General features: G+C 44.1%; 17 protein-coding genes. 14 read left to right on the top strand and 3 right to left on the bottom strand.

Translation table 11 applies throughout. The annotated features are described in order from the left end of the window. Nucleotides 1–239: 239 nt before the first annotated feature. The 4 genes from IGI77_RS14465 to IGI77_RS14450 all read left to right on the top strand — a co-directional run bounded on the left by IGI77_RS14465 (nucleotide 240) and on the right by IGI77_RS14450 (nucleotide 5,052). On the top strand, nucleotides 240–1,856 hold the full coding sequence (locus IGI77_RS14465; RefSeq protein WP_438770262.1) for a glycoside hydrolase family 43 protein: 1,617 nt from the start codon (nucleotides 240–242) through the stop codon (nucleotides 1,854–1,856). Then, nucleotides 1,853–3,178, top strand: a complete 1,326-nt coding sequence (locus IGI77_RS14460; protein WP_213336025.1) for an ABC transporter substrate-binding protein — start codon at nucleotides 1,853–1,855, stop codon at nucleotides 3,176–3,178. The genes IGI77_RS14465 and IGI77_RS14460 overlap by 4 nt, the downstream gene beginning before the upstream one ends. Nucleotides 3,179–3,306: 128 nt before the next feature. Continuing rightward, on the top strand, nucleotides 3,307–4,218 hold the full coding sequence (locus IGI77_RS14455) for a carbohydrate ABC transporter permease (RefSeq protein WP_034858631.1): 912 nt from the start codon (nucleotides 3,307–3,309) through the stop codon (nucleotides 4,216–4,218). Continuing rightward, nucleotides 4,219–5,052 carry a carbohydrate ABC transporter permease gene (locus IGI77_RS14450; protein WP_005228444.1) on the top strand — a complete coding sequence of 278 codons (834 nt, stop codon included), beginning with the start codon at nucleotides 4,219–4,221 and terminating at the stop codon, nucleotides 5,050–5,052. It begins immediately after the preceding gene. Between the two features lie 55 nt (nucleotides 5,053–5,107). Here IGI77_RS14450 and IGI77_RS14445 read toward each other — a convergent pair whose 3' ends face one another. Next, nucleotides 5,108–6,286, bottom strand: coding sequence for an ROK family transcriptional regulator (locus IGI77_RS14445; protein WP_213336027.1), 1,179 nt, complete (start codon nucleotides 6,284–6,286; stop codon nucleotides 5,108–5,110). 250 nt (nucleotides 6,287–6,536) lie between these two features. Between IGI77_RS14445 and xylB the strand changes: the two genes are divergently transcribed. The 7 genes from xylB (at nucleotide 6,537) to IGI77_RS14410 (ending at nucleotide 17,280) form a co-directional block, all read left to right on the top strand. Further along, nucleotides 6,537–8,033, top strand: coding sequence for a xylulokinase (gene xylB / locus IGI77_RS14440; RefSeq protein WP_167821468.1), 1,497 nt, complete (start codon nucleotides 6,537–6,539; stop codon nucleotides 8,031–8,033). A gap of 117 nt (nucleotides 8,034–8,150) precedes the next feature. Further along, on the top strand, nucleotides 8,151–9,458 hold the full coding sequence (gene xylA, locus IGI77_RS14435; protein WP_008380597.1) for a xylose isomerase: 1,308 nt from the start codon (nucleotides 8,151–8,153) through the stop codon (nucleotides 9,456–9,458). Nucleotides 9,459–9,599: 141 nt separating this feature from the next. Beyond that, nucleotides 9,600–11,066, top strand: a complete 1,467-nt coding sequence (locus IGI77_RS14430; protein ID WP_142968685.1) for a glycoside hydrolase family 1 protein — start codon at nucleotides 9,600–9,602, stop codon at nucleotides 11,064–11,066. Between the two features lie 36 nt (nucleotides 11,067–11,102). After that, nucleotides 11,103–12,512, top strand: a complete 1,410-nt coding sequence (locus IGI77_RS14425) for a response regulator transcription factor (RefSeq protein ID WP_438770261.1) — start codon at nucleotides 11,103–11,105, stop codon at nucleotides 12,510–12,512. Nucleotides 12,513–12,649: 137 nt separating this feature from the next. After that, on the top strand, nucleotides 12,650–13,549 hold the full coding sequence (locus tag IGI77_RS14420; RefSeq protein WP_005228453.1) for an ROK family protein: 900 nt from the start codon (nucleotides 12,650–12,652) through the stop codon (nucleotides 13,547–13,549). Further along, nucleotides 13,546–15,816, top strand: coding sequence for an alpha-xylosidase (gene yicI / locus IGI77_RS14415; protein ID WP_213336039.1), 2,271 nt, complete (start codon nucleotides 13,546–13,548; stop codon nucleotides 15,814–15,816). The genes IGI77_RS14420 and yicI overlap by 4 nt, the downstream gene beginning before the upstream one ends. Beyond that, a complete protein-coding gene (locus tag IGI77_RS14410) occupies nucleotides 15,817–17,280 on the top strand; it encodes a family 43 glycosylhydrolase (protein WP_438770260.1) in 1,464 nt (487 codons plus the stop codon). Between the two features lie 58 nt (nucleotides 17,281–17,338). Here IGI77_RS14410 and IGI77_RS14405 read toward each other — a convergent pair whose 3' ends face one another. Further along, nucleotides 17,339–19,123: a sensor histidine kinase gene (locus IGI77_RS14405; protein WP_438770259.1), complete on the bottom strand. Its 1,785-nt coding sequence runs from the start codon at nucleotides 19,121–19,123 to the stop codon at nucleotides 17,339–17,341. Nucleotides 19,124–19,133: 10 nt separating this feature from the next. Beyond that, nucleotides 19,134–19,739 carry a YesL family protein gene (locus tag IGI77_RS14400; RefSeq protein WP_438770258.1) on the bottom strand — a complete coding sequence of 202 codons (606 nt, stop codon included), beginning with the start codon at nucleotides 19,737–19,739 and terminating at the stop codon, nucleotides 19,134–19,136. Between the two features lie 234 nt (nucleotides 19,740–19,973). On the opposite strand from IGI77_RS14400, the gene IGI77_RS14395 reads away from it, so the two are divergent. From IGI77_RS14395 to IGI77_RS14385, 3 genes are read left to right on the top strand one after another with little or no spacing between them, the layout of a single operon-like run. Then, on the top strand, nucleotides 19,974–20,915 hold the full coding sequence (locus tag IGI77_RS14395) for an ABC transporter permease (protein WP_015510289.1): 942 nt from the start codon (nucleotides 19,974–19,976) through the stop codon (nucleotides 20,913–20,915). Between the two features lie 12 nt (nucleotides 20,916–20,927). Continuing rightward, nucleotides 20,928–21,875, top strand: coding sequence for a carbohydrate ABC transporter permease (locus tag IGI77_RS14390; protein WP_086337921.1), 948 nt, complete (start codon nucleotides 20,928–20,930; stop codon nucleotides 21,873–21,875). Between the two features lie 30 nt (nucleotides 21,876–21,905). After that, nucleotides 21,906–23,642: an ABC transporter substrate-binding protein gene (locus IGI77_RS14385; protein ID WP_438770257.1), complete on the top strand. Its 1,737-nt coding sequence runs from the start codon at nucleotides 21,906–21,908 to the stop codon at nucleotides 23,640–23,642. Nucleotides 23,643–23,654: the final 12 nt, after the last annotated feature.

The following is a 23,654-nucleotide window of genomic DNA, read 5'->3' as shown; positions in this document are numbered from 1 at the left end:
CGATGTGTGGAAATCGTCCTGTGAATGATAGCGATTTCATTCTATAATTATGACAGTTCAGCTGAAGAAAGTAAATAGAACAATGATTAGTGAATATTTTTAAAATGAGCTGCAGCAGCAATTTTCTTTTTTTTGTTAGGTATATTAGTAAAGAAAACTTACTAACTGAATGAAGCTCATTCCTACTGACACTCAGTTGAATCACAAAATGCCAAAAAGGGAAAGAGGAGGAAATTTTTTTGATTACCAATCCAATACTAACAGGCTTTCATCCAGACCCGAGTATTTGTCGTGCAGGAGAAGATTATTACATTGCTACGTCGACCTTTGAATGGTTTCCAGGTGTGCGCATCTTCCATTCGAAGGATTTGAAGAACTGGCGCTTGATCAGTACACCAGTCAATCGTGTCAGTCAGTTGAATATGCTAGGAAACCCAGATTCTGGGGGCGTTTGGGCGCCAAACTTAAGTTACAGTGATGGTCGTTTTTGGTTGATTTATTCAGATGTCAAAACACAATCTAATAGTTGGAAAGATGTGAACAATTATTTGATCACCTGTGAAACCATTGATGGGGATTGGTCAGAACCAATCTATATGAACTCTTCTGGTTTCGATCCCTCGTTATTTCATGACGACGACGGCAAAAAATATTTTCTGAACATGGTTTGGGATTATCGCCTGACAAACCATTCCTTTTATGGGATCGCTCTCCAAGAGTTTGATTGGCAAGCCAAGAAATTGGTGGGGCAGCCCAAAATAATCTTCAAAGGAACAGAGCGCAAATTGACGGAAGCACCGGTTATGTATAAAGTGAACGGCTATTATTATTTATTGACGGCAGAAGGCGGCACTAAGTTTGAACATGCAAGTACCATCGCTCGTGGGACGCACATCGAAGGGCCTTATGAAGTTCATCCTCAAAACCCTCTGATCAGTTCCTGGGGACAGCCAGAGATCCTGCTACAAAAAGCTGGCCATGGTTCATTTGTGAAAACGCAGACCGATGAATGGTATTTTGTTCACTTAACAGGGCGAGCGCTGAAGTATCCCGAAACGCCCCTCTTAGAAAATCGCGGCTATTGCCCGCTCGGACGAGAAACAGCGATCCAGTCTGTTTATTGGGAAAATGATTGGCCGTATATCACAGGTGGGAACTTTCCAAAAGAGGAAGTCCCACAGCCACATCTGCCCGAACATCCGTGGGAAATAGAATCAGGCTTTGATGATTTTGAAGAGGCGTCGTTGGCACCAGTGTTTCAAACCTTGCGGATTCCTTTTTCTGAGGAAATCGGTAGTTTGACCGCACGACCAGGGTACTTGCGCTTGTATGGGCGAGAGTCGTTCAATTCCTTGTTCCATCAAGCACTGGTGGCAAGAAGATGGAGCGATTTTCGTTTCGAAGCAACGACTGCCGTCGAATTTTCACCGACCTCGTTTCTACAGTTAGCAGGCATGACGAATTACTACAATACACAAAACTGGTCGGCGATCTACATCACTCATGATGAGACGAAAGGCAGAATCATCACTGTATTGACAAGCGAAAAGGGCCAACTGAAGAGTCAAAAAGCACCAGAAGTTGTGATACCAGCCGATGTACAAACAGTCTACTTCAAAACGATCGTTCATTATGCCCACTATCAATACGCGTACTCGTTTGATCAAAAAGAGTGGCAGGTCATCGATCAGCTATTTGACAGCTTGCAATTGTCTGACGACTATGTAGCAGAACATTACGGTGGATTCTTTACAGGGGCTTTTGTAGGGATGTTTGCGATCGATACGACCGGAAATCGTTTGGCGGCTGATTTTGATTCATTTGACTATCAAAAAATCGAGGAGGAAGAAAGATGAAAAATTGGAAACGGGTCTTACAAACAGCGTCAGTAGCGGGCTTAGCAGCTTTTATGCTTAGTGGCTGCGGGAATGGTTCTGGAAACAGCAGCTCAGATAATAGCGCAACGGGAAGTAGTGGCAAGGATGAACTTGTGGTTTGGACCTTTACTTCAGAATTATCAACGATGATCAATGATTACTATTTGCCGGCGCATGACGACTTGGCCTATGACATTCGAATCGTGGAGATTCCTTCTGACCAATTCGAGACCAAGCTCGATCCGATTCTCGGTTCCAAAGATGCACCAGATGTGATTGCTTTAGAATCTGCCTTTGTCAAAAAGTATGTGGAATCAGGCATGATGGCAGACCTTGGTTCACTGGGGCTTGATGAAGCCTCAGCAGATACGTATCAATATGTCAAAGACGTAGGGACTTCAAAAGACGGGGTTCTTCATGCCTTGGCTTGGCAAGCTGCTCCTGGCGGGTTTTATTACCGGGCATCGATGGCAGAAGAGCTGCTAGGAATCGATGATCCAGCGGCTGCGCAAGCGGCATTGTCAGACTATGACAAGTTCTATGAGCAAGCCAAAGCAGTCAAAGAAAAAAGTGGTGGAACTACCTATATGATCTCTAGTGTCCAAGATTTGGCGAAGCCTTTTTATGGTCAACGCGAACATGGCTGGGTTGAAGACGGCAAATTAGTGATCGACGACAGTTTGTATGACTTGTTGGATGTATCACGAAAATTTGTAGAAGAAGGCCTGACACAAGATACAGAAGGACAATCAGAAGCTTGGTTTGCTGGAATGAATGGCGACAATGTATTCGGTTATAGTTTGCCGACATGGGGACTGCACTATTGGTTAAAACCAAATGCGACAGCTGCCGATAACTCCAGCTCAACAGAAGGCGACTGGCGCATGATCCAAGGACCTTCATCGTGGTTCTGGGGCGGCACATGGATCGGTGCTACGGCAAATTCTGAGATGCAAGAAGAAGCTGCGCAATTGGTGGCTTACTTGACCACAGATCAAGCATTTTTAAAACAATGGGCCGAAGATACCGGTGATTTTGTATCAAATGAGCGAGTCGTTGAAGAAATTAAAGGCGAATATGAAGAGGAATTTTTAGGCGGTCAAAACCACTATGCAGAATTTGCCGATATGGTTCAAGACATCAACGCGAAAATTCTGACCGAGTATGACCAGACGATTGAAACCCTCTTTACGGATAGTTGTTTGACACCATATTCAAAAGGTGAAGTGGATCAGGAAACGGCGATCCAAAACTTTAAAGATGCGGTCGTCAATGCTTATCCAGATGTTCAAGTAGATTAGGTGTTGTTGAAACCGGCACCGAAGACGGGGTCGGTTTCAACCTTTTCTAGGTACTATGCGCTGCTTAAATGGCTTGTCTTTACAGGCAGAAGTTGGCAGTAGAAGAAATAAATATCAGGGGGATTACGATGCAGAATAAGAGAAGATTTGAACAGTATCATCGCTATGGGCTATTATTTATCGCACCATTTTTTCTAGCATTCTTGGTTTTTCAGCTTTATCCAATTCTCTATACGATTTACCTAAGCTTTACGGATCTAAAAGGGTGGAATCCAGCTGCCAATCTTGTCGGACTGGATAACTATTTTGCGATTTTTCGCAACCCGTTATTTTTAAAATCGATCAGCAATACCTTTATTTTGTGGGGCGTAAACTTTGTTCCTCAAATTGGCTTGGCTCTGTTGCTGGCGGCATGGTTTACCAATATCAAGTTGCGCTTGCGGGGGAAAGGCTTCTTCAAAGTCGTTTTTTACTTACCCAACATCATTACTGCCGCTTCAGTAGCAATCTTATTTTTCGTTTTGTTCAGTTTTCCGTTAGGTCCGATCAACCTAGTCTTGCAGCATTTCGGTGTTTTGGACCAGCCCTATGACTTTTTCCGTAGTGAAACGGGCACTCGGCTGATCGTTTCCTTTATCCAATTTTGGATGTGGTATGGTCAGACAACGATCGTTTTGGTTTCGGGCATTTTGAGCATTGATGATGCTCTTTTTGAATCAGCAATGGTCGATGGAGCCAATGATGGTCAAATTTTCCGCAAGATCACGCTGCCTTTGTTAAAACCAATCTTGCTTTATACATTGGTGACGTCTTTGATTGGCGGCTTGCAAATGTTCGATATTCCTTTTTTGCTGACAAACGGCAATCCCAACAATAGTGTCTTAACGATCACGATGTTTATCTACAACCAAGCCTTTACCGGGAGTCGGAATTTCAACGTTGCCGCAACCGCGTCGGTGCTATTACTGGTACTCTCGATCGTATTAAGCACGTTATTGTTTCAATTTTTCAAAGAAAATAGCAAAGTGGGGCGAAAATAAATGGAAAATAGCTATCGAGCAAAACGATTGTTGATCTATGTCTTTTTGGTGTTGCTGACCATCTTAAGTATTCTGCCCTTTTGGGTCGTCTTAGTCAATGCGACCCGTTCAGCAGAACAGATCCAGCAAGGGCTGTCCTTGTGGCCAGGCGGTAATCTCCAATACAACTGGTCCGTCTTAATGGGCAGAGGCTTCAATGTTTTCAATGGGTTTAAAAATAGTTTCTTGATTGCGGCTGGCGCTACCGTTCTCAATGTATATTTTTCGGCATTGACAGCATATGGCGTGATCGCCTATGAGTTTCGTGGCAAGAAAGTCCTGTTTGCTGTCATTCTTGGGCTGATCATGATTCCTCAGCAAATCAGCATGATCGGTTTTTATCAATTTATGAATCGCTTAGGGCTCTTAAATAATTTTCTGCCATTGATTTTACCAGCGATCGCATCACCTGCTACCGTTTTTTTCTTAAAGCAATACTTAGAAACGATCTATCATCCTGATTTGGCAGATTCTGCTCGTTTGGACGGAGCCGGCGAAATCAAAATTTTCCATCGCATCATGTTGCCCTTGATGAAACCGGGCTTAGCCACCATGGCGATTTTCTCGTTCGTGACCTCGTGGAATAATTTCTTGATGCCCTTGATCTTGATCAACGATACGGAAAAGTATACGTTGCCGATGCTGGTCCAATTGCTGAAAACCGATGTTTACCGTACTGAATTTGGCAGTATGTATCTAGGGATCTCATTAAGTATTATTCCTTTACTGCTGATTTACCTGTTTCTATCGAAATACATCGTGGGCGGTGTGACGGCTGGCGGAATCAAAGGATAGCGAGACCTTTTTACCAAAAGAAAACGCTGGACTGAGTCTTCAGTCCAGCATTCATTTAACGGATCACACGGGAGAGATCAAGTGCTGCAAAGCGCAAATCGTTGATATTCAAGAAATGTTTCGCCACTAAAACATTGCCGCCAAACAGCGGGGCTTGATCGCCTAATCGACTGTTTTTGATCTTCGTGTTTTTGGTGAACTGGCTGGTCAATTTTTGTTGCAGCGCCAGTAATAAATCAGGAATTTTGCGATAGACCGAGCTGTTGATATAGACTTCTTCGGGATCAGAAAAAGTGATGACATTGTTTAGCCCAATACTAAGAAACTCAACATTTTGTTGCGCCAATTCGACTGCTGATTTTTCTCCGGCATGATAGGCTTGTGCAAAGGTATCCGAATTAACGAACGCAGTTTTTGTATAGTGACTGTAGGTGTCAAACAAAACTTTGTTCGACGCGTATTGCTCTAAGCAGCCTCGATTGCCACAAGGGCACAAGTTGCCGTGAGGAAAGAGGGTAGAATGGCCAACTTCCCCCGCCATGCCGTGAGTACCGGTTTGCAGCTGCCCATCAACGATGATTCCGACACCGATCCCACTATGGACGCTGACGCTCAGTAAATTCGTGGAATCAGAAGAAAAACAGTACTCGCCTAAAGCCGTCAGATTGGCTTCGTTTTCTATATAGACCGCCGTATTGTATTTTTGGCTCAAAGGGGCGATCAAATCAAAGTATTCCAAGTCGTAGTAGGGGGCAAAGGTGACCGTCTGATTGTGAACGATGCCGTGGATCGCCAAACAGATTCCTACTAATCCATGAGTGGTTTGCGGCATTTGCGGCCAAAACTCTTTCATCATGGAATCGATCGTCGCTAGTACATTTTCTTTGGTGATCAATTCATGGGAATGGTCGGCAGAGGCGATCATCTCGCCATTGATATAAGAGAGCATCCCTCGAACATAGTTATAGCCGATGTCAAAGGTAACAGCTAAGCTGCTACGGTGATTGAATTGCAATTGAATCGGTTTGCGACCACCGATCGAAGTGGAATCACCAATGCCGACTTCGCGCACGAAGTCCGTGTCGATCAGTTTTTTGGTTATTTGAGAAACAGACGCTTTATTGAGATGGGTCAAATTTGACACTTCCGCTCGTGACACATTTTCATTGTCAATGATCGTCTTCAATACAGCCGCTTCATTTTGTTCGCGTATGCCCATTTTATTGATAATCATGTGTTCTCCTCTTCGTAGATGTGATTAGTGTTAGTTTACCGTGCAAATTAATATTGTGCAAGCTGAAGAATAAAGAAAAGACGCAGAATGTAGGAGCAGCAGTTTGAGAAGGAAAAACCATGAAAGATTCGTTGAAAGCGCTTGACAGGAATGCGAGAATCGTTTACTATCCAATTAGTTAGTTTCGAATGCTAATTAACCGTTTGAGAGTCAATGGTTAACTGCTTCAAACAGAGGAAGGAGAGAAGAGATGGCTTATTTTTTAGGGTTGGATCTAGGAACAAGTGCGTTAAAAGGCTTAGTTTTTGATCAAACCGGGGAACTCCAAGGAACAGCAAGTGCTGACTATCCATTGTCATCCCCAAGACCGGGGTTCAGTGAGCAAGAGCCGGTGCATTGGCAAGAGGCGGCAGATAAGGTGATCAAAACCTTGATCCAGCAGCTTCCAACGTTGCAGAAGGAATTGATCGGCATCAGCTTTTCTGGGCAAATGCATAGTCTTGTTTTATTGGATGAAGAAAACCGAGTCATTCGTCCGGCAATATTATGGAATGACGTTCGAACCACCAAACAATGCCAAGCAATCATGGCATCCTTTGGAGAGGAAATAAAAGCAATCACCAAGAATGTTGCTTTGGAAGGGTTCACTTTACCAAAAATTTTATGGGTCCAAGAACACGAGCCTGAACATTGGCAACAAGTTCGTCACATGATGCTGCCAAAAGATTACTTGGCTTTTTGGCTGACTGGGAACTATTCGATGGATTATTCCGATGCAGCGGGTACGTTACTGCTGGATATCGAAAAGAAGTGCTGGTCTGAAGCCATTTTAGAAAAATTTGCAATCGCATCGGATTTACTGCCGCCGCTTTTTGAATCAGCAGCGCCTGTGGGGCAAATGCGAAAAGAACTGCAAGAAGCCTTTGGCTTTGAACAAGAGGTGACGATCTATGCAGGTGGCGCAGACAATGCCTGTGCTGCATTAGGTTCAGGGATCATCGCCGAAGGTGTCGGCATGGTGTCGATTGGCACGAGCGGTGTGTTCTTATCCTTTGAAGAAGCGCAAGAGGTTGATTATCAAGGAGATCTACACCTTTTCCGTCATGCGATCAAAGACAAGTTGTATTCAATGGGGGTCACGTTAGCCGCTGGAAATTCCTTAAGCTGGTATCGTGATACGTTTGCCCCCAACCAATCGTTTCAGGAATTGCTTTCAGCGATCAGTGAGGTAAACCCAGGGGCAGAAGGCCTGCTGTTTACGCCTTATATCGTGGGCGAACGCACACCGCATACCGACAGCCAAATCAGGGGTAGTTTTATCGGCATCGACACACGGCATCGCGAAAAGCATTTCAGTCGTGCCGTCTTAGAAGGGATCACCTTCTCTTTAAAAGATTCCCAAATGATCATGGAAGAACGGGCACAGCGGAAATTCACCCAGATCGTTTCTGTGGGGGGCGGTGCGAAAAATGCCGAATGGCTGCAAATGCAAGCCGATATTTTTAATGCAGAAATGCTGACTTTGTCTACTGAGCAAGGTCCAGGTATGGGCGCAGCAATGCTGGCAGCAATCGGCAGTGGCATTTATCCAGATGCAGCTGCTTGTGTTAACGCCTTTGTCAAATACGGCAAGGCCATTGCACCGATTCCTGAAAATGTCGCCAAATACCAAGAAATCTATGCAATCTACCGCACCGTCTACCAACAAACCGCACCTATCTGCCATGCATTGGCGCAAATCGAGTAGCGTAAAGGCAGCAGGCAATCTACATGATCAAAGCGAGGAATCGTTTTTGGTTCTAAATGATTGGAAACAAGTAAGTTAGTTTATTACACTAAAAAACATAAAATGGAGGCAACAACAATGACTTATTTTCCAGAGATCGAAAAAATCCGCTACGAAGGTCCTAAAACAGACAATATGTTTGCATTTCGCCACTACGATGCCGAAGAAGTTGTATTAGGCAAGAAAATGAAAGATCATCTACGTTTTGCAATCGCCTATTGGCATACGATGACGCAAGACGGTTCTGATCCTTTTGGCGCACCTGTCAACAAACGGACGTGGATCGGTGACACCGAAATGGAAACGGCGAAAAATCGAGTAGAAGCCTTCTTCGAGATTTGCGAAAAATTAGGGGCAGAGTTCTTCTGTTTCCATGATGTTGACGTGGCACCTGCAGGAGAAACGTTAGAAGAATTTTTCCAAAACTTAGACGAAATCACCGATTTGATCAAAGAAAAAATGGAACAAACGGGAATCAAACTATTATGGAATACAGCAAATATGTTCTCACATCCTCGTTTCAATAACGGCGCTGCTTCCACCAATAATGCGGAAGTTTATGCGTATGCGGCAGCCCAAGTCAAAAAAGGCTTAGACATCTCGAAAAAATTAGGCGGCGAAAACTATGTCTTCTGGGGTGGCCGTGAAGGCTATGAAACCTTGTTGAATACAGACATGAAATTTGAACAAGACAACATCGCCCGTCTATTCAAAATGGCGATCGCTTATGGCGAAAAAATCGGTCATAAACCGCAGTTCTTATTAGAGCCGAAACCAAAAGAACCATCAAAACATCAATATGATTTTGATGCAGCGACAACGATGGCCTTCATTCAGCACTACGGCTTAGAAGGAGATTTCAAATTAAACCTAGAAGCCAATCATGCAACATTAGCTGGCCATACCTTTGAACATGAAATCGCCGTTGCCCGTAGCTATAACGCATTAGGCTCACTGGATGCCAACCAAGGAGATATGCTGTTAGGGTGGGATACGGATGAATTCCCAACCAACGTCTTTGACTCGACACTTGCTTTATACGAAGTCTTAGAAAACGGCGGCATCGCGCCGGGAGGAATCAATTTCGATTCTAAAGTCCGTCGTTCGTCATTTGAAATGGAAGATCTGTTGTTAGCCCACATCGCTGGTATGGATACGTATGCCCGAGCGTTGAAAGCAGCAGCGAAACTAAAAGAAGATCGCTTCTTAGACGAGTTGAAGGAAAAACGGTATGCCTCTTTCCAAGAAGGCATCGGAGCGAAGATCGTTGCTGATGAGGAAAACTTAGAAACACTGACAGATTACGCATTGGCGCATGATCAAATCGAATTAGAATCCAGCCACATTGAATATGTGAAATCTCGTTTGAATGATTACCTGTTTTAATAAGAAACGACTGTCGTTCTGAGGAGCGGCAGTTTTTTCACCTAAAAAATATCTTTTGGCAATTGTTACGAATCAACCAACTTATGATACGATAAAATGTAACCGATTTATTTCGGTTTAGGAAATGAAGGAGGCAACTTGATGTTTCACACAAACTTAGATCCTTTCCCAGAAAACTTCTTATGGGGGGCAGCTTCGGCGGCCTATCAAATTGAAGGAGCATGGGCAGAAGACGGCAAAGGTCCGTCGATTTGGGACACCTATGCCCAAATTCCTGGCAATACTTTTGAGGAAACCAACGGCAAAGTGGCGATCGATCATTACCATCGATACAAAGAAGATATTGCCTTGATGAAGCAAATGGGCTTGAAAGCCTATCGCTTCAGCGTGGCGTGGTCGCGAATCTTGCCTGATGGCGAAGGCGCGGTCAATGAAGCGGGTGTGGCGTTTTACGAAAAGCTGGTGGATGAATTGCTTCGGCAAGGAGTAGAGCCGATTTTGACGCTGTATCATTGGGACCTTCCCCAGGCTTTGCAAGACAAATACTTAGGGTGGGAAGGTCGAGAAACAGCAGAAGCATTTGAACGGTATTGCCGGATCCTTTTTGAACGCCTAGGAAAGAAAGTCACCTATTGGGTCACCATGAATGAACAAAATGTCTTCACTTCTCTTGGGTACCGTTGGGCGGCACATCCGCCGGGCTTGAAGGACTTAAAACGGATGTATGCAGCCAATCATATCATCAACCTTGCCAATGCTAAGGCGATCAATTTGTTCCATGAGCTGGTTCCTCAGGGCAAGATCGGTCCAAGTTTTGGCTATGGACCGATGTATCCGTTTAGCTGTGACCCAGAAGATGTGCTGGCAGCAGAAAATGGCGAAGCCTTCAACAACGCATGGTTTTTAGATGTCTATTGCAAAGGTGAATACCCGAAATTTGTGTACAAGCAATTAGCCAAAGTTGGCTTGGCTCCTGAAGTCACTCCAGAAGATCAAGCACTATTAAAACAGGCAAAACCTGATTTCTTAGGAATCAATTACTATCACGGTGGGACGGCCCAGCAAAACAATTTGCAAAAGCAGTCAGCTGAAAAGAAAGAATTTTCTAAAGTCGATCCGTATTTGATGCAAGCGGCAGCTGGTGAGTTCTCACCCGAAGAAACCATGTTTGCGACAGCAGAAAATCCTCACTTGAAAAAAACGGATTGGGGCTGGGAGATCGATCCCGTTGGTTTCCGTGTAGCCTTGCGGCGCATCCAAGCCAATTATGACTTGCCGATTTTTATTACTGAAAATGGGTTAGGCGCTATCGATCAATTGACAGAAGACAAACAGATCCATGACCCCTACCGCATTACCTATTTGCAGGAACATCTGGTGGAACTGCAAAAGGCCATCACGGATGGGGTTGAGTTGATCGGCTATTGTGCTTGGTCCTTTACAGATCTACTGAGTTGGTTGAATGGATACAAAAAACGCTATGGGTTTGTTTATGTCGATCGCGACAATCAAAGCGAACGTCAGTTGGCGCGCATCCCGAAAGATAGTTTTTATTGGTATCAAGAGGTGATTCGCACCAACGGGGCAAGTTTGACAAGTGAAACATGATGTAACGAAGGAGTAGCTGAAAATGGAGGTTGGAAAATGCGTAAAGTGTTGATCGTTGACGATGAAGCATCGATCCGAAATGGGCTACCTCTGATCATCGATTGGGAACGTCTGGGGTATCAAATCGTCGGGTCGGCGGAAAACGGCGAAGCTGGCTTGGCAATGATCCGCGAATTGAAGCCAGATGTTGTGATCGCTGATATCCGTATGCCGGGAAAAAATGGTCTTGAGATGGTGCAAGCAGCATCGGAGGAAGGGCTTTTGTTTTTTGCCATTATTTTATCCGGCTACTCAGATTTTGACTATGCCAAGCAAGCGTTGCAACTGGGCGCTGTGACCTATTTGCTGAAACCAGTTGATGAAGAAGAGCTGATCGGTATTTTGACGAAAATCGATCAAAAAGCCAAGACCGATCAGCAGAAAAATCAGAAGAGTCAGTTGATGGAGAAATTGTTTGGCGGGGATCAAACGGGAATCAAAGACGCACAAGCCATCAAGCTATTGCGTCTTTCCGAGGAGGCAGATGCCCAAAAGCTGGTTGAGAAATTGCAGGAGCAAGTGGCGCAAGTCGTCACCTTGATCCATCGACATCATCGGTATTTGGTTCTGTTGAACGAGGAACGCTTTCCTGACGAGGCGATCGATGCGTGGTGCCGTAAAAAAATGGCTCACCATGAAATCTTGATCTCCCGCTGGTTTGCGGCGCAAGATAACTTGAAGCCATTGATGATCGATATCCAGACATTGAGTAAATTGATTTTCTTATTTCCCAATCAAGTCATTTCTCACCATGTTTTGGATACGACGCAAGAAGCAGAAGAACGAAGCGATTTGCGTGAAGAATTAGTTAAGGCGATTTTGGCAAACGATCCGTTAGAACAGCCGTTATCCCGCTATTATCAAACCTTTTATCATTCATTGGCATTGGAAGAAGAGATCAAATGGCAAATCAATGGTGATATCGAATGGCTGCAGCATCAAATCAGTGAAAAAGTAGCCTTAGCAATCAAATGGTCGACAGACGAAGTGCATCAGCAGATTTTTCTCGCCCAGACGTTTCCAATGCTGCAAGAGGTGATCACCGCAAAACTAACAGACTTGCAAGCAACAGTCGCCAGCAGTTTGAACCAAATCGATATCATTGCAGAATTGATCCAATACACGAAAAAGCATTATCAAGAAGATTTGACCTTGAAAAAAATCGGGGAACGTTTCAATTACAATAGTGCCTATCTAGGCAAGAAGTTTCGCAAAGAAACTGGGAAAAATTATTTGGCGTTCTTGGATGAAGTTCGAATGGAAAAAGCGGTGGAAATCTTGCGTCATTCCAATCTAATGGTCTACGAAGTTGCTGAATTGGTGGGCTACAGCAATGTTGATTATTTCTACAAAAAGTTCAAACAATACCATCAGGTTTCACCGAATGAGTTTCGGAAAAATGAATAACCACAAAGATGTCCGTGATTTTCTACGGACATCTATTTTTTAGGGTAACGATGACTAAATTGCTTGGTAGGCTTTCTTTTTTTTCTTTTATATAATTTAAATGAAACTGTAAGCGCTTTTCGAACGGAGGAGGAGAAATGACAGATGTACGCCTGTGCTTTGATGTAGGGGGGACCTATATCAAATTCGGGGTTTTTACCGAGAAGAATCAATGGCTGGACCGAGGCAAAATCAAAACCCCGAGTAATACGCGGGATGAATTTTTTGCTGCCTTAGCTGCCAAAATAAAAGAAGTCGAGCAAGTGCATGTCATCGAAGGGATCGGGCTGAGTTTTCCTGGTTTCATTGATTCAGTCAATGGCCGAGCGATCATGGCGGGGGCGTTGGCTCCTTTACACGGCTGTGCTGTTGTACAAGAGCTGCAGCAGCGTTTAAACAAGTCCTATCCGATCTGGATCGAAAATGATGCGAAATGTGCTGCTTTAGCAGAACTTTCTACCGGCAATGCTGCTGACGTACAAGATTTTGTCATGATCACATTAGGCACCGGTATTGGTGGCGCGCTCGTTCATCAGCGCCAGTTGATTCACGGACATGGGTTTCGGGCAGGAGAATTCGGAATGATGATCACTGATTTTCAAGCATCTTCTTTTGCGACCCTCCATGATCTAGCTTCAACGAGAGGACTGATTGCTGCCTATCGGCGGGCAAAAGCGATTCCTGAATCAGAGGAGATTTTAGGCGAAACCATCATGCAACAGCGGTCGAGTGATCCTGAAACGCAGGAGATCCTGAAACAGTGGGCACGTTATGTCGCACTTGCGATTTACAACCTAGCTGTCACGATGAATCCCGAAAAAATACTGATCGGCGGCGGCATCAGCCAACACCCTGATCTATTAGCTATAATCAAACAAGCAATCAATGAGAACCCCCATTGGCCAGATTTCCAAGTGCCGATCGAGACTTGTCGTTACTATAATGATTCTGGTCTGTTAGGGGCGTTGACATTGATCCAACAAGGAGGAAAAAAATGAAATTTTCAGATGGCGGTTGGTTATTTCGTGAAGGATTTGATGTGAAATTTGCGGTGCATGTCTACGATGCCCGTAAAGAAGAAAACAAATTGGTTTTATATCTGCCTTATAGCTATGTCGGACATAAAGGGGCAACGCTGGATGGCGGATTGTTAACGATGGAAGTCACTACCCCTAGAAGCAATATCATTGGGATCACCCTCTATAACTATAAAGGGGTCCAAGCCAAAGCCCCCGATTTTGAATTGATGACAGAAGCGATCACTCCTGATATTTCAGAAGACGAGCAATCCTATGTTTTTCGCTCGGGAGACTTGCAAGTCGTAATCACCAAAGAGGAAAATGTGACAGCTTCGTTTTATTACAAAGAACAGCTGATTACCCAAAGCAAGCCTCGCAGCAAAGCCTTAGTGATCGATCCGCAAGCAAATACCCATATCAGCGAACAGTTGACCCTGGATGTGGGAGAAACGATTTATGGTTTAGGGGAACGCTTTACAAATTTCGTGAAGAACGGCCAGAGTGTTGATATCTGGAATGCCGACGGGGGCACTGGTACAGAGCAAGCTTATAAAAATATTCCTTTTTATGTAAGTAATAAAGGGTATGGCGTCTTTGTCAATTCACCAGATCGTGTGCAATTCGAAGTGGGGAGTGAAAAAGTTTCGCGTGTTCAATTCAGCAATCCAGGACAATCGCTACAATACTTTGTGATTGCTGGTGATGAGCTGAAACAAGTGATTCAGCGCTACACTGATTTGACGGGGAAACCGTCGTTGCCGCCTGCGTGGTCCTTTGGTTTGTGGCTAAGTACCTCGTTCTTGACGGATTATGATGAACAAACCGTGACGTCTTTTGTAGACGGTATGGCAGAACGTGATATCCCTCTTGAGGTCTTTCATTTTGACTGCTTATGGATGAAAGAATATGAGTGGTGCAACTTCACGTGGGACGAACGAACTTTCCCAGAACCTGAAAAAATGCTGCAGCGCTTGAAAGCCAAAGGATTGAAAATCTGTGTCTGGATCAATCCTTACATTGGGCAAAAATCACCCTTGTTTGATGAAGGGATGGCGAATGGCTACTTTTTGAAACGCGCCAATGGAGATGTCTGGCAATGGGACAAATGGCAAGCTGGTTTGGCGATCGTCGACTTCACCAACCCTGAAGCGGTCGCTTGGTACAACAGCAAGCTGCGTGCCTTATTAGACATGGGGGTGGATTGCTTCAAAACGGATTTTGGTGAACGGATTCCCACCGATGCGGTGTACTATGATGGCTCTGATCCAGAAAAAATGCACAATTATTACGCCTATCTATACAATAAGGTCGTCTTTGACTTGCTGAAAGAAGTCAAGGGAGCAGAAGAAGCCATCGTTTTTGCGCGGGCAGCTTCGGTTGGTTCGCAACGTTTGCCTGTACACTGGGGCGGCGACAGTACCTCAGATTATCCATCGATGGCAGAGTCGCTGCGGGCAGGTCTGTCCTTTGGGTTAGGCGGCTTTGGGTATTGGAGCCACGATATCTCAGGGTTTGAAGCTGGCTCAACTCCAGACCTCTACAAGCGCTGGACACAATTTGGTCTGCTGTCTTCCCATAGCCGTTACCATGGCAGCTGGGAATACAAAGTGCCATGGGTCTATGACGACGAAGCCGTGGCGGTAGCTAAAGCCTTTACCAAGTTAAAACTGTCCTTGATGCCTTACTTGCAAGCCCAATCGGTGCTAACCGCTCAAACGGGGATTCCGATGATGCGGGCAATGGTCTTAGAGTTTCCTGAAGACGAGATGACCCATCATTTGGATCGCCAATACATGCTGGGGGAACACCTTTTAGTGGCGCCCATTTTTAATGATCAAGGAACAGTCTCCTTTTACGTACCGAAAACGAAGGGGCATTGGATCGACTATTTATCTGGCAAAGCATACGAGGGCGGACGCTGGTACCAAGAAACCTATGACTATTTCCACTTGCCACTGTTAGTCCGACCAAATCAAGTCATTATCGAAGGCCATGAACAAACCAAAGCAGTCTATGACTATGCCCAACAGCCAACGATCCATCTTTTTGATCCGCAAGACAAGACCGCTGCCGCTATCTATGATCACCACGGTGAGTGGCTTGGCGAGGTGGCTGTCGAAAGAGTCGATCAAGAACTGATCGTCAAGCTGACTGGCATCCAGCAAGCATCCTTGCAGATACACACGACTGCTGGAAAAACGAGCCATGAGCTGACGGCTGACCAAACCACGATAAAGGAGTTTTAGATGCCCATGCGAACCATCACGAATCCAATTTTACCTGGATTTCATCCAGATCCCAGTATTTGCCGTGTCGGTGAAGACTTTTATCTGGTGACGAGTACCTTTGAATATTTTCCTGGATTACCAATCTATCACAGTAAAAACTTGGCAGACTGGCAGCTGATTGGCCATGGACTTTCGCGACCTGAGCAGTTGCAGCTACCGACGAAAAACCCCAATGCTTTTGGTCTGTATGCCCCAACCTTGCGTTTCATCAAGGACCGCTTTTACCTAGTTTGTACTAACGTTGGCGCAAACGAAGGAGGAGAAGGCAATTTTCTGATTTGGACGGATGACATCGCTGGTGAATGGTCTGACCCGATTTGGCTGGACACCCCTGGGATCGACCCGACGATTTTCGTAGATGACGATGGGCAGACCTATTACTTAGGCACCCATAAGGAGATCTATCTGCGGACGATCGATTTGGCTTCTGGAGAACTAGGCCCGCGGCAAAATATTTGGACGGGCAGCGGAGCGGCTGATCCAGAAGGCCCCCACTTGTATAAAAAAGACGGTTATTACTACCTGTTGATCTCCGAAGGCGGAACGTCCTATGGGCATATGCTGACCATGGCCCGCAGCCGTTCCTTGACGGGACCCTATGAAGCATGCCCCAACAATCCAGTGATGACCAATCGCAGTACGAATCTGCCACTGCAAGCCGCAGGGCATGCGGATCTCGTGCAAGATACTAAAGGCAACTGGTGGGCAGTCTGTCTAGCAGTACGCCCCATCAGCTATCCTTTGAGGCATTTGTTAGGGCGGGAAACATGTCTACTGCCAGTAGACTGGTCAAACCCATGGCCGGTGTTTGGCGCGGAAGGTCATTTGCCAGAAACCATTCAGGTAGACACAGCGGCGGCACCAAAGGAAACACAAAAGAAGAGCAGCAAGCCTGATTACGTGACTTTATTCGAATGGGACCCGACGTTGATTGAAGAAGAGCCGCATGGCTTCTTGCTGCATCCTAATCAGACGGGTCTGTCTGATCAAGGCAAACTCGCGGCTGTGTTCCAACGGCAAACCGCCTTTGATCAACAATTTCAAGCAACCTTTGATTGTCGGCAACTAACGGATGGACAAGCGGGATTGACGGTTTTCTTAAATGCCACCCATCACTATGAGGGCTACTTGGAAAAAACGGCGTCCAGTCAGCAGCTAGTTTTCCGTCGACAAATCGGTTCCCTATGGAAAGTGGAAAAGAAACTGCCTTATGCAGCAGATACAGTCACCTTGCAGCTGAGCGCGGATAAAGAAACTTATCGTTTTTCTGTTGTTGATGAGCAAGGACAAGCACAACCTTTAGGTAGTGGAGAAACAAAATATCTGACTACTGAAGTTGGCGGTGTCTTTACTGGGATCATGGTAGGCTGCTATGCCAGCGCCTCTTCACCACAACAAACCCTTCGTGTGCGGGATTTCTAATCAATCAAAAGCCCCTCTTCGATTCCTGTTTCAGAAATCGAAGGGGGGCTTTACTGTTTTAGTGAGGAGAAAATGAATCTTGGCTTAGATCGTGGATCCGCAAGGTGACTTGTGTGCCGCTGCCCAACACACTCTCGATCGTCAAGCCGTATTCAGGTCCATAAAACATTTTGACCCGATGATTGACGTTGGCTAGCCCAATGTTCTTTTTGGCATGGGTGGAGGGCGTCTTGATTTTTTGCTGCAAGCGTTCGAGTTTTTCTGGCGGTATCCCGCTGCCGTTGTCTTGTACCACGATCACCAGATCATGGCCGTCTTTGGTGATCGTCAAACGGACAAACCCTGGATAGGTGATGCCTTCCAAGCCATGGGAGATGGCGTTTTCCACCAATGGTTGAATCAGGAGGGGCAATATTTGGACTTCTTTTTGGTCGATCTCATTGGAGACTGAATAGGAAAAGTTGACTCGATCGCCAAAGCGCATCCGCTGGATCTTGACATACACGTGAACCGCGTCTAAGGACTCTTCTAAGCTCGTTCGCTTGGTTCCGTGGGCTTCTAGCGTATAGCGCATCGATTTTGCCAGTAACTTGATGGCATAAACGACGTCAGAATTGCCAGAAGTCAGCGCCATCATACGAATCGTTTCTAATGTATTGAACAAGAAGTGGGGGTTGATCTGCCCCGCTAAGATATTAAATTCCATTTGCTGCTGCTGAGTCAACAGCTCTTGCTGTGCCAAACGTGAACGGTAGATCACTTCTTCTTTTTTCTTGATTCGTTGAATGATCTTGTGGAAATCAAGAGAGATCTGTGAAATCTCGTCTTCACCGCTGATATTTTGAAAGAAATCATAATCCTCGATCGAGGCAAAGTAGACCGCCTGCTGCAGTTGAGAGATTCGTTTGGTAAAGAATCGAGCAAAGAGAAAGACAATGATGAAAGTAGTGATCAAAATCACCAAAACGATCGTGCTCCACCGGATCAGATTAGTGCGTAGATTGCGATAGGCATTGGTATCCGCACTATAAATCGTGATGATATCTTCTTTGTTACTCATGGGTAAGGTGCTTTTTGCAATCAGAAAACGATCATCATTTTTTTTGAGGAAGGTATCTGCTGTACTTAGTTCAGAATCACTTGAAAAACGAATTGGTTCTCCGACTTGATTGATCGTATCACTGTAAAAGTTGGCATCATCGTTCAGTTGCAATTCTAATTTATAGGAAGAATTACGAAGTCGGTTACTTAAATAATTGTAATCCACTTGAATGGCTAAAACAGCACTTTCCTCAGAGAGCGGCAGGGGAAGATTTTTATATAAGGTGAGCCGATTCATTTCCCCCTCTTGTTCAGAGGTCATTAAAAAAGCATCCGGCTGTTTCATTGCTCGTTGGTACCAGAGGCTTTCTTTGATCGCATCATCCGCTTGGCGAAAGAACTTGTAATCTGGAATGGTCTCATTTGTAGTATAGATGGTCAAATCAGCAATCGAAGTTTGTAAACTTCGTATTTCATCGATACGTTCATACTCACTGATCGTATCAGCTGCTTCTTGTTCTTCTGAGAAAGAAGTTGTCAAAATCGTGCGTAAATGCGTATCATTAGAAAGCGTGCTGGCTGAGTTAGTCAAGGTATTAGTGGTATCAAACAAAATAGATTTGACACGCTGAGCATTCAGCTCTGTAAGATGCTGATAATTGCCAGTCAATTGTTTGGTAGAGTCCCAAACCAACATCAAACCGATAGTGACGGTCGAAAGAATAATAATCGGCAGATAGATAATAAACAACTGCCGACGAATAGAGAACTGGTTGAGGTGTTTTACAAAGGAATGTTTCATTCAATCATCCTCACGCTTGATATCTGGTGAAAATCTTTAATAAGAGAAAACAACTGCAGTAGATAACAAAAGCAATTCCGAAGAACAGAAAGAGTATTCTAAAAAACGGTACGAATAACCATAATGCACTGGTGATCACTAGTATTAATAGCAGCATCATTGAACGCAGTGGTTCAACCAGCGGCAGCAGCATCGCATTTTTAATGGTTTGTTTGATCGACGTGTCATATCGACCGACCAATGCCAAGCTATAAATGAGCACGATCAAGAAATAACTGCCTAAAATCAAAGCAACTACGCCAACGATACCGCCAAAGAGTGTCTTGAGGGAAAACCAGAAGCTAATACTAAAAATCAAGATTACCAATGGTAGAAGCAAGACAAAAAATACGACAGTTGCTGGTTTCCAATTGCTTTTTAAGGCTCGGAAATAGTCAGGTATCAATTCGCCTCTTTCACCATCAGCATAGTTGAGACAGACTTCATATAAAGCGGATGTGGCCCAGCCAATGGTAATGACGGGCAAACATAATAAAAGATAAACAATATTTAAAAAAATGAAATGGATGAGTGTCGTCGTTACTTGATGAAACGTACTGTCTGGTTTGAACTTCATTAAGTGTTCCTCCTCGTTGATGTTATTTGTAGTTTACATGTAAATCAGTTATTTTGAAAGCCTTATCAAAATTGTTTTTTCATGTTAAATGCTGGTTTGATAAGGTTTCTGGACAAACAGTTGTTTAGAATGTCTAAAATGTACGTATCAAAGTCCATTTTTGTCAGATGGCAAATAGAAGATGAGATGATAGGATAATTAAAGTAAAGCGTTTACAATGCGAGGGGGATGAAAATGGAGATTGGAAGAAATAAAGAACCGGTTATCAGCAAGAGAGCAAATCGAGAAGGAAAGATCATGTTCCTTTGCGTCTTGCCTTTTCTTTGCTTAGTATTTTTATTTGCTTATTTTCCTTTACACGGATGGATTTATTCATTGTTTGATTACAAGCCGGCGTTAGGATTATCAGGAAGTGAGTTTGTCGGATTAAAGTGGTTCCGCATGCTGATTTCAAGTGAAACGCAAGTCGCACAGATCGTGCAAGTCATGAAAAATACTTTTGCGATGAGCTTTTTGGGTATTGCTACATCGATTTTCCCTGTGGCTTTTGCAATTCTCTTAAATGAAGTCAAATGGAAGTGGTTTAAAAGTTTGGTGCAGACGTTGACTACATTGCCCAACTTTATTAGCTGGGTGTTGGTTTATACCATTGCTTTCAGTCTCTTTTCTACGACGGGCCTATTGAACACACTACTTGAAGAGTGGGGACTGATCACAGATCCAATCAAATTCTTAGACAGCGGCAATCATACGTGGCTGATGATGTGTTTATGGAACATCTGGAAAGGTTTGGGCTGGGGAGCAATTATGTACTTAGCGGCGATTGCTGGGATCGATCCTGAATTGTATGAAGCCGGGCGAATTGATGGCGCCAGCCGCTTCCAATTGATGCGTCATATCACGCTGCCAGCGTTGATGCCTACGTTTTTAGTCATGTTGATGTTGTCGATTGCTAATTTGCTTAATAACGGGATGGATCAGTACTTTGTATTCCAAAATGCCTTTAACAAAGAAACGATCCAGGTGCTGGACCTCTATGTCTATAATATCGGTCTCGGCGGCAATAGTTTGTCATTAGCAACTGCCATCAGTATGTTGAAAAGCTTAGTCAGCGTCGCTCTTTTGGCAATCGTTAATATTGCATCAAAGAAAATCAGAGGGTCATCGATCATCTAAGGAGGGATAGTCATGGAATTATCAGAAAATCTCAATCGAAAACGAACCAAAAAGAAAACAAAAGAAGCGCGCAGCAAAGGCGATGCTGCATTTACGATTTTAAACTATACATTTTTTGTTTTGATCACGTTGATTTGCGCTTATCCCTTTTATTATCTAATCATTAATTCAATCAGCAACAACGAATTAAGTGCATTAGGCGATGTTCGGTTTGTACCAAAAGGGATTCATTTTGAAAATTATCGGCAAGTGTTTCAATTAAGCGGATTGACCGCTGCGGCCATCGTATCGGTTGCCCGAACAGTCATTGGTACGGCTTGTACAGTACTAGCTTCTGCTTTTCTCGGCTTCATGTTCACGCAAGAAAAAATGTGGAAAAGAAAATTTTGGTATCGCTTTATCATTATCAGCATGTACTTTAATGCAGGACTGATCCCAATGTTCATCACCATGAAAACCCTTGGCTTAACAAATAACTTTTGGGTCTATATTTTGCCGGCGATCGTTCAACCGTTTAATATCATTTTGGTGAAAACCTATATTGAATCGATTCCCAAATCGTTACAGGAAGCAGCTGAAATCGATGGAGCGAACATTCTGCAAGTTTTCTTCAAAGTCATTTTGCCGAACTGTATGCCGATCTTAGCAACTGTGGCCATTTTTTCGGCAGTCGCCCAGTGGAATTCATTCCAAGATACATTGATCTATATCACCGATCAAAGCCTTTATTCACTGCAATATCTGCTGTATACCTATATCAATCAAGCTAATTCACTAGCCCAAATGGTCAAAAATTCTGGCGGTGCGTTATCTAGTGTGGCCTCAGCAGCCACGACACAAACACCGACATCGATTCGGATGACCGTGTCAGTGATCGTAGTGTTACCAATTATGTTTATTTATCCGCTTTTCCAACGATACTTCGTAAAAGGAATCATGCTAGGAGCGGTCAAAGGGTAGATAATAACAAAACAGGAAGGGGAAAAACAAATGAAAAGCAAAAAATGGTTGAAAAAAACAGCAATGGGTCTCGTATGCGGGGGAGTCTTGCTCGGGTTAGCTGCCTGCGGCTCATCGAATGAATCATCGAATGAGAGTTCTAGTGATAACAGTGAAACACTAACGATCGATGTCTACAATAGCGTTGCTAATTATATGGGCATCCAAGGCGGATGGTTTGGTGAATTAGTTAAGGATAAGTTCAATATTGAGTTAAATATCATTGCGCCTAATGTCGCAGGTAATGGTGATACCTTGTATCAAACTCGTACCGCAGCTGGTGATTTAGGTGATTTGATCATCATCAATAATGGAAAAGAGTACAATGAATTGGTACAAGGCGGCTTACTGTATGAATCATCCGAACTGTATGAATCGATGGAGAATTTAAAGCAGTATGACGGTGCTGTCCAATTTTTGAATGAAGGACAAGACGGAATTTACGGTTTTCCAACGGAAGTTTCCAATTCTTCTCCAGATACTTCTTCTGAAGGTCTTGACTTGAACGTAGGAGCATACTTGCGCTGGGATCTGTACAAAGAAGTGGGGTATCCGGAAATGAATACCTTAGAAGATTTGCTTCCGATCCTTCAACAAATGCAAGAAGCCAAGGGGACAACCGAAGATGGTAAACGCGTCTATAGTTTCTCTTTATTCAGCGATTGGGATGGTGATTCCATGTCAAATGCCGTCCAGTTAGCTCAAATGTACGGTTACAATACAGTAGGATATGCCTTAGCGAGAGCCGATGGCAGCGACATTCAAGGACTGCTGGACGATGATTCAGAATATATGCGTGCGTTGAAGTTTTATTATGAAGCAAATCAACTGGGACTTGTTGATCCTGAATCAACGACACAAAACTATGACACTCTTTATTCAAAATTCCAAGGTGGGCAAGTCTTGTATTCTTGGTTCCCTTGGTTAGGACAATCTGCCTACAATACGACCCAAAATATGGATGAAGGTGTTGGCTTTATGCTGGCACCAATCAAGGATCAAAAAAATTATTCCGATGGTGCGAAAGTCAATGGTGGAAATCTTTTCATTGGTATCGGTTCGAATGCAGATGATCCGCAAAGAATTTCCGAATTTATCGATTGGCTGTATTCCCCAGAAGGAATCATGGCAAACTCATCTCAAACCGTCGGTGGTTCCGGTCCAGAAGGATTGACTTGGGAAGTCGGCGAAGATGGTGCGCCCGTATTGACAGATTTCGGGAAAGAAGCATTGATCGACGGTGATGCAGATGTACCAGAAGAATTTGGCGGCGGCAGCTATAAAGACGGCGGTTCAGCATTGAATTTCAACTCCGTTCTGCTGATCGATGAAAATCCAAATACCGGTTATCCTTATAATTTCAATCAATGGGATTCCTATGCAGAAGCTACTTCTAATGCATTGAAAGAAGACTGGTCAGCTCAAATGGGCGGTGTCTCAAGTGCCATTGAGTTTTTACAAGAAAACAATCAAATCATGGTAGCACCAGGCGCTACATTTATTACACCAGAAGATAGTTCTGAAATTTCTACGCTGCGCAGCCAGATCGGATCAACGATCAAAGAATTCTCATGGAAAATGGTTTTTGCATCTAATGAAGAACAATTTGAACAGTTAAAAGACGAAATGCAGAAAACCGCAATTGGTTTAGGTTATGACGATGTGTTGGCAGTAGATATTGAAAATGCTGAGAATCAAAATAAAGCAAGAGAAGAGATTATGAAATAAATGACAGCGAAT

It is taken from the genome of Enterococcus sp. DIV0213h (genome assembly GCF_051711285.1).
Taxonomy (GTDB): Bacteria; Bacillota; Bacilli; order Lactobacillales; family Enterococcaceae; genus Enterococcus_D; species Enterococcus_D casseliflavus.
The sequence above is the reverse complement of the archived record's forward strand: the minus strand, read 5'-3'. Positions and strand labels throughout refer to the sequence as shown.

What these genes read in the sequence shown, in the direction of transcription:
- IGI77_RS14460 (WP_213336025.1), top strand. Translation starts at nt 1,853, where the DNA reads ATGAAAAATTGGAAACGGGTCTTACAAACAGCGTCAGTAGCGGGCTTA.
- IGI77_RS14455 (WP_034858631.1), top strand. Translation starts at nt 3,307, where the DNA reads ATGCAGAATAAGAGAAGATTTGAACAGTATCATCGCTATGGGCTATTA.
- IGI77_RS14450 (WP_005228444.1), top strand. Translation starts at nt 4,219, where the DNA reads ATGGAAAATAGCTATCGAGCAAAACGATTGTTGATCTATGTCTTTTTG.
- IGI77_RS14445 (WP_213336027.1), bottom strand. Translation starts at nt 6,286, where the DNA reads ATGATTATCAATAAAATGGGCATACGCGAACAAAATGAAGCGGCTGTA.
- xylB (WP_167821468.1), top strand. Translation starts at nt 6,537, where the DNA reads ATGGCTTATTTTTTAGGGTTGGATCTAGGAACAAGTGCGTTAAAAGGC.
- xylA (WP_008380597.1), top strand. Translation starts at nt 8,151, where the DNA reads ATGACTTATTTTCCAGAGATCGAAAAAATCCGCTACGAAGGTCCTAAA.
- IGI77_RS14430 (WP_142968685.1), top strand. Translation starts at nt 9,600, where the DNA reads ATGTTTCACACAAACTTAGATCCTTTCCCAGAAAACTTCTTATGGGGG.
- IGI77_RS14425 (WP_438770261.1), top strand. Translation starts at nt 11,103, where the DNA reads ATGCGTAAAGTGTTGATCGTTGACGATGAAGCATCGATCCGAAATGGG.
- IGI77_RS14420 (WP_005228453.1), top strand. Translation starts at nt 12,650, where the DNA reads ATGACAGATGTACGCCTGTGCTTTGATGTAGGGGGGACCTATATCAAA.
- yicI (WP_213336039.1), top strand. Translation starts at nt 13,546, where the DNA reads ATGAAATTTTCAGATGGCGGTTGGTTATTTCGTGAAGGATTTGATGTG.
- IGI77_RS14410 (WP_438770260.1), top strand. Translation starts at nt 15,817, where the DNA reads ATGCCCATGCGAACCATCACGAATCCAATTTTACCTGGATTTCATCCA.
- IGI77_RS14405 (WP_438770259.1), bottom strand. Translation starts at nt 19,123, where the DNA reads ATGAAACATTCCTTTGTAAAACACCTCAACCAGTTCTCTATTCGTCGG.
- IGI77_RS14400 (WP_438770258.1), bottom strand. Translation starts at nt 19,739, where the DNA reads ATGAAGTTCAAACCAGACAGTACGTTTCATCAAGTAACGACGACACTC.
- IGI77_RS14395 (WP_015510289.1), top strand. Translation starts at nt 19,974, where the DNA reads ATGGAGATTGGAAGAAATAAAGAACCGGTTATCAGCAAGAGAGCAAAT.
- IGI77_RS14390 (WP_086337921.1), top strand. Translation starts at nt 20,928, where the DNA reads ATGGAATTATCAGAAAATCTCAATCGAAAACGAACCAAAAAGAAAACA.
- IGI77_RS14385 (WP_438770257.1), top strand. Translation starts at nt 21,906, where the DNA reads ATGAAAAGCAAAAAATGGTTGAAAAAAACAGCAATGGGTCTCGTATGC.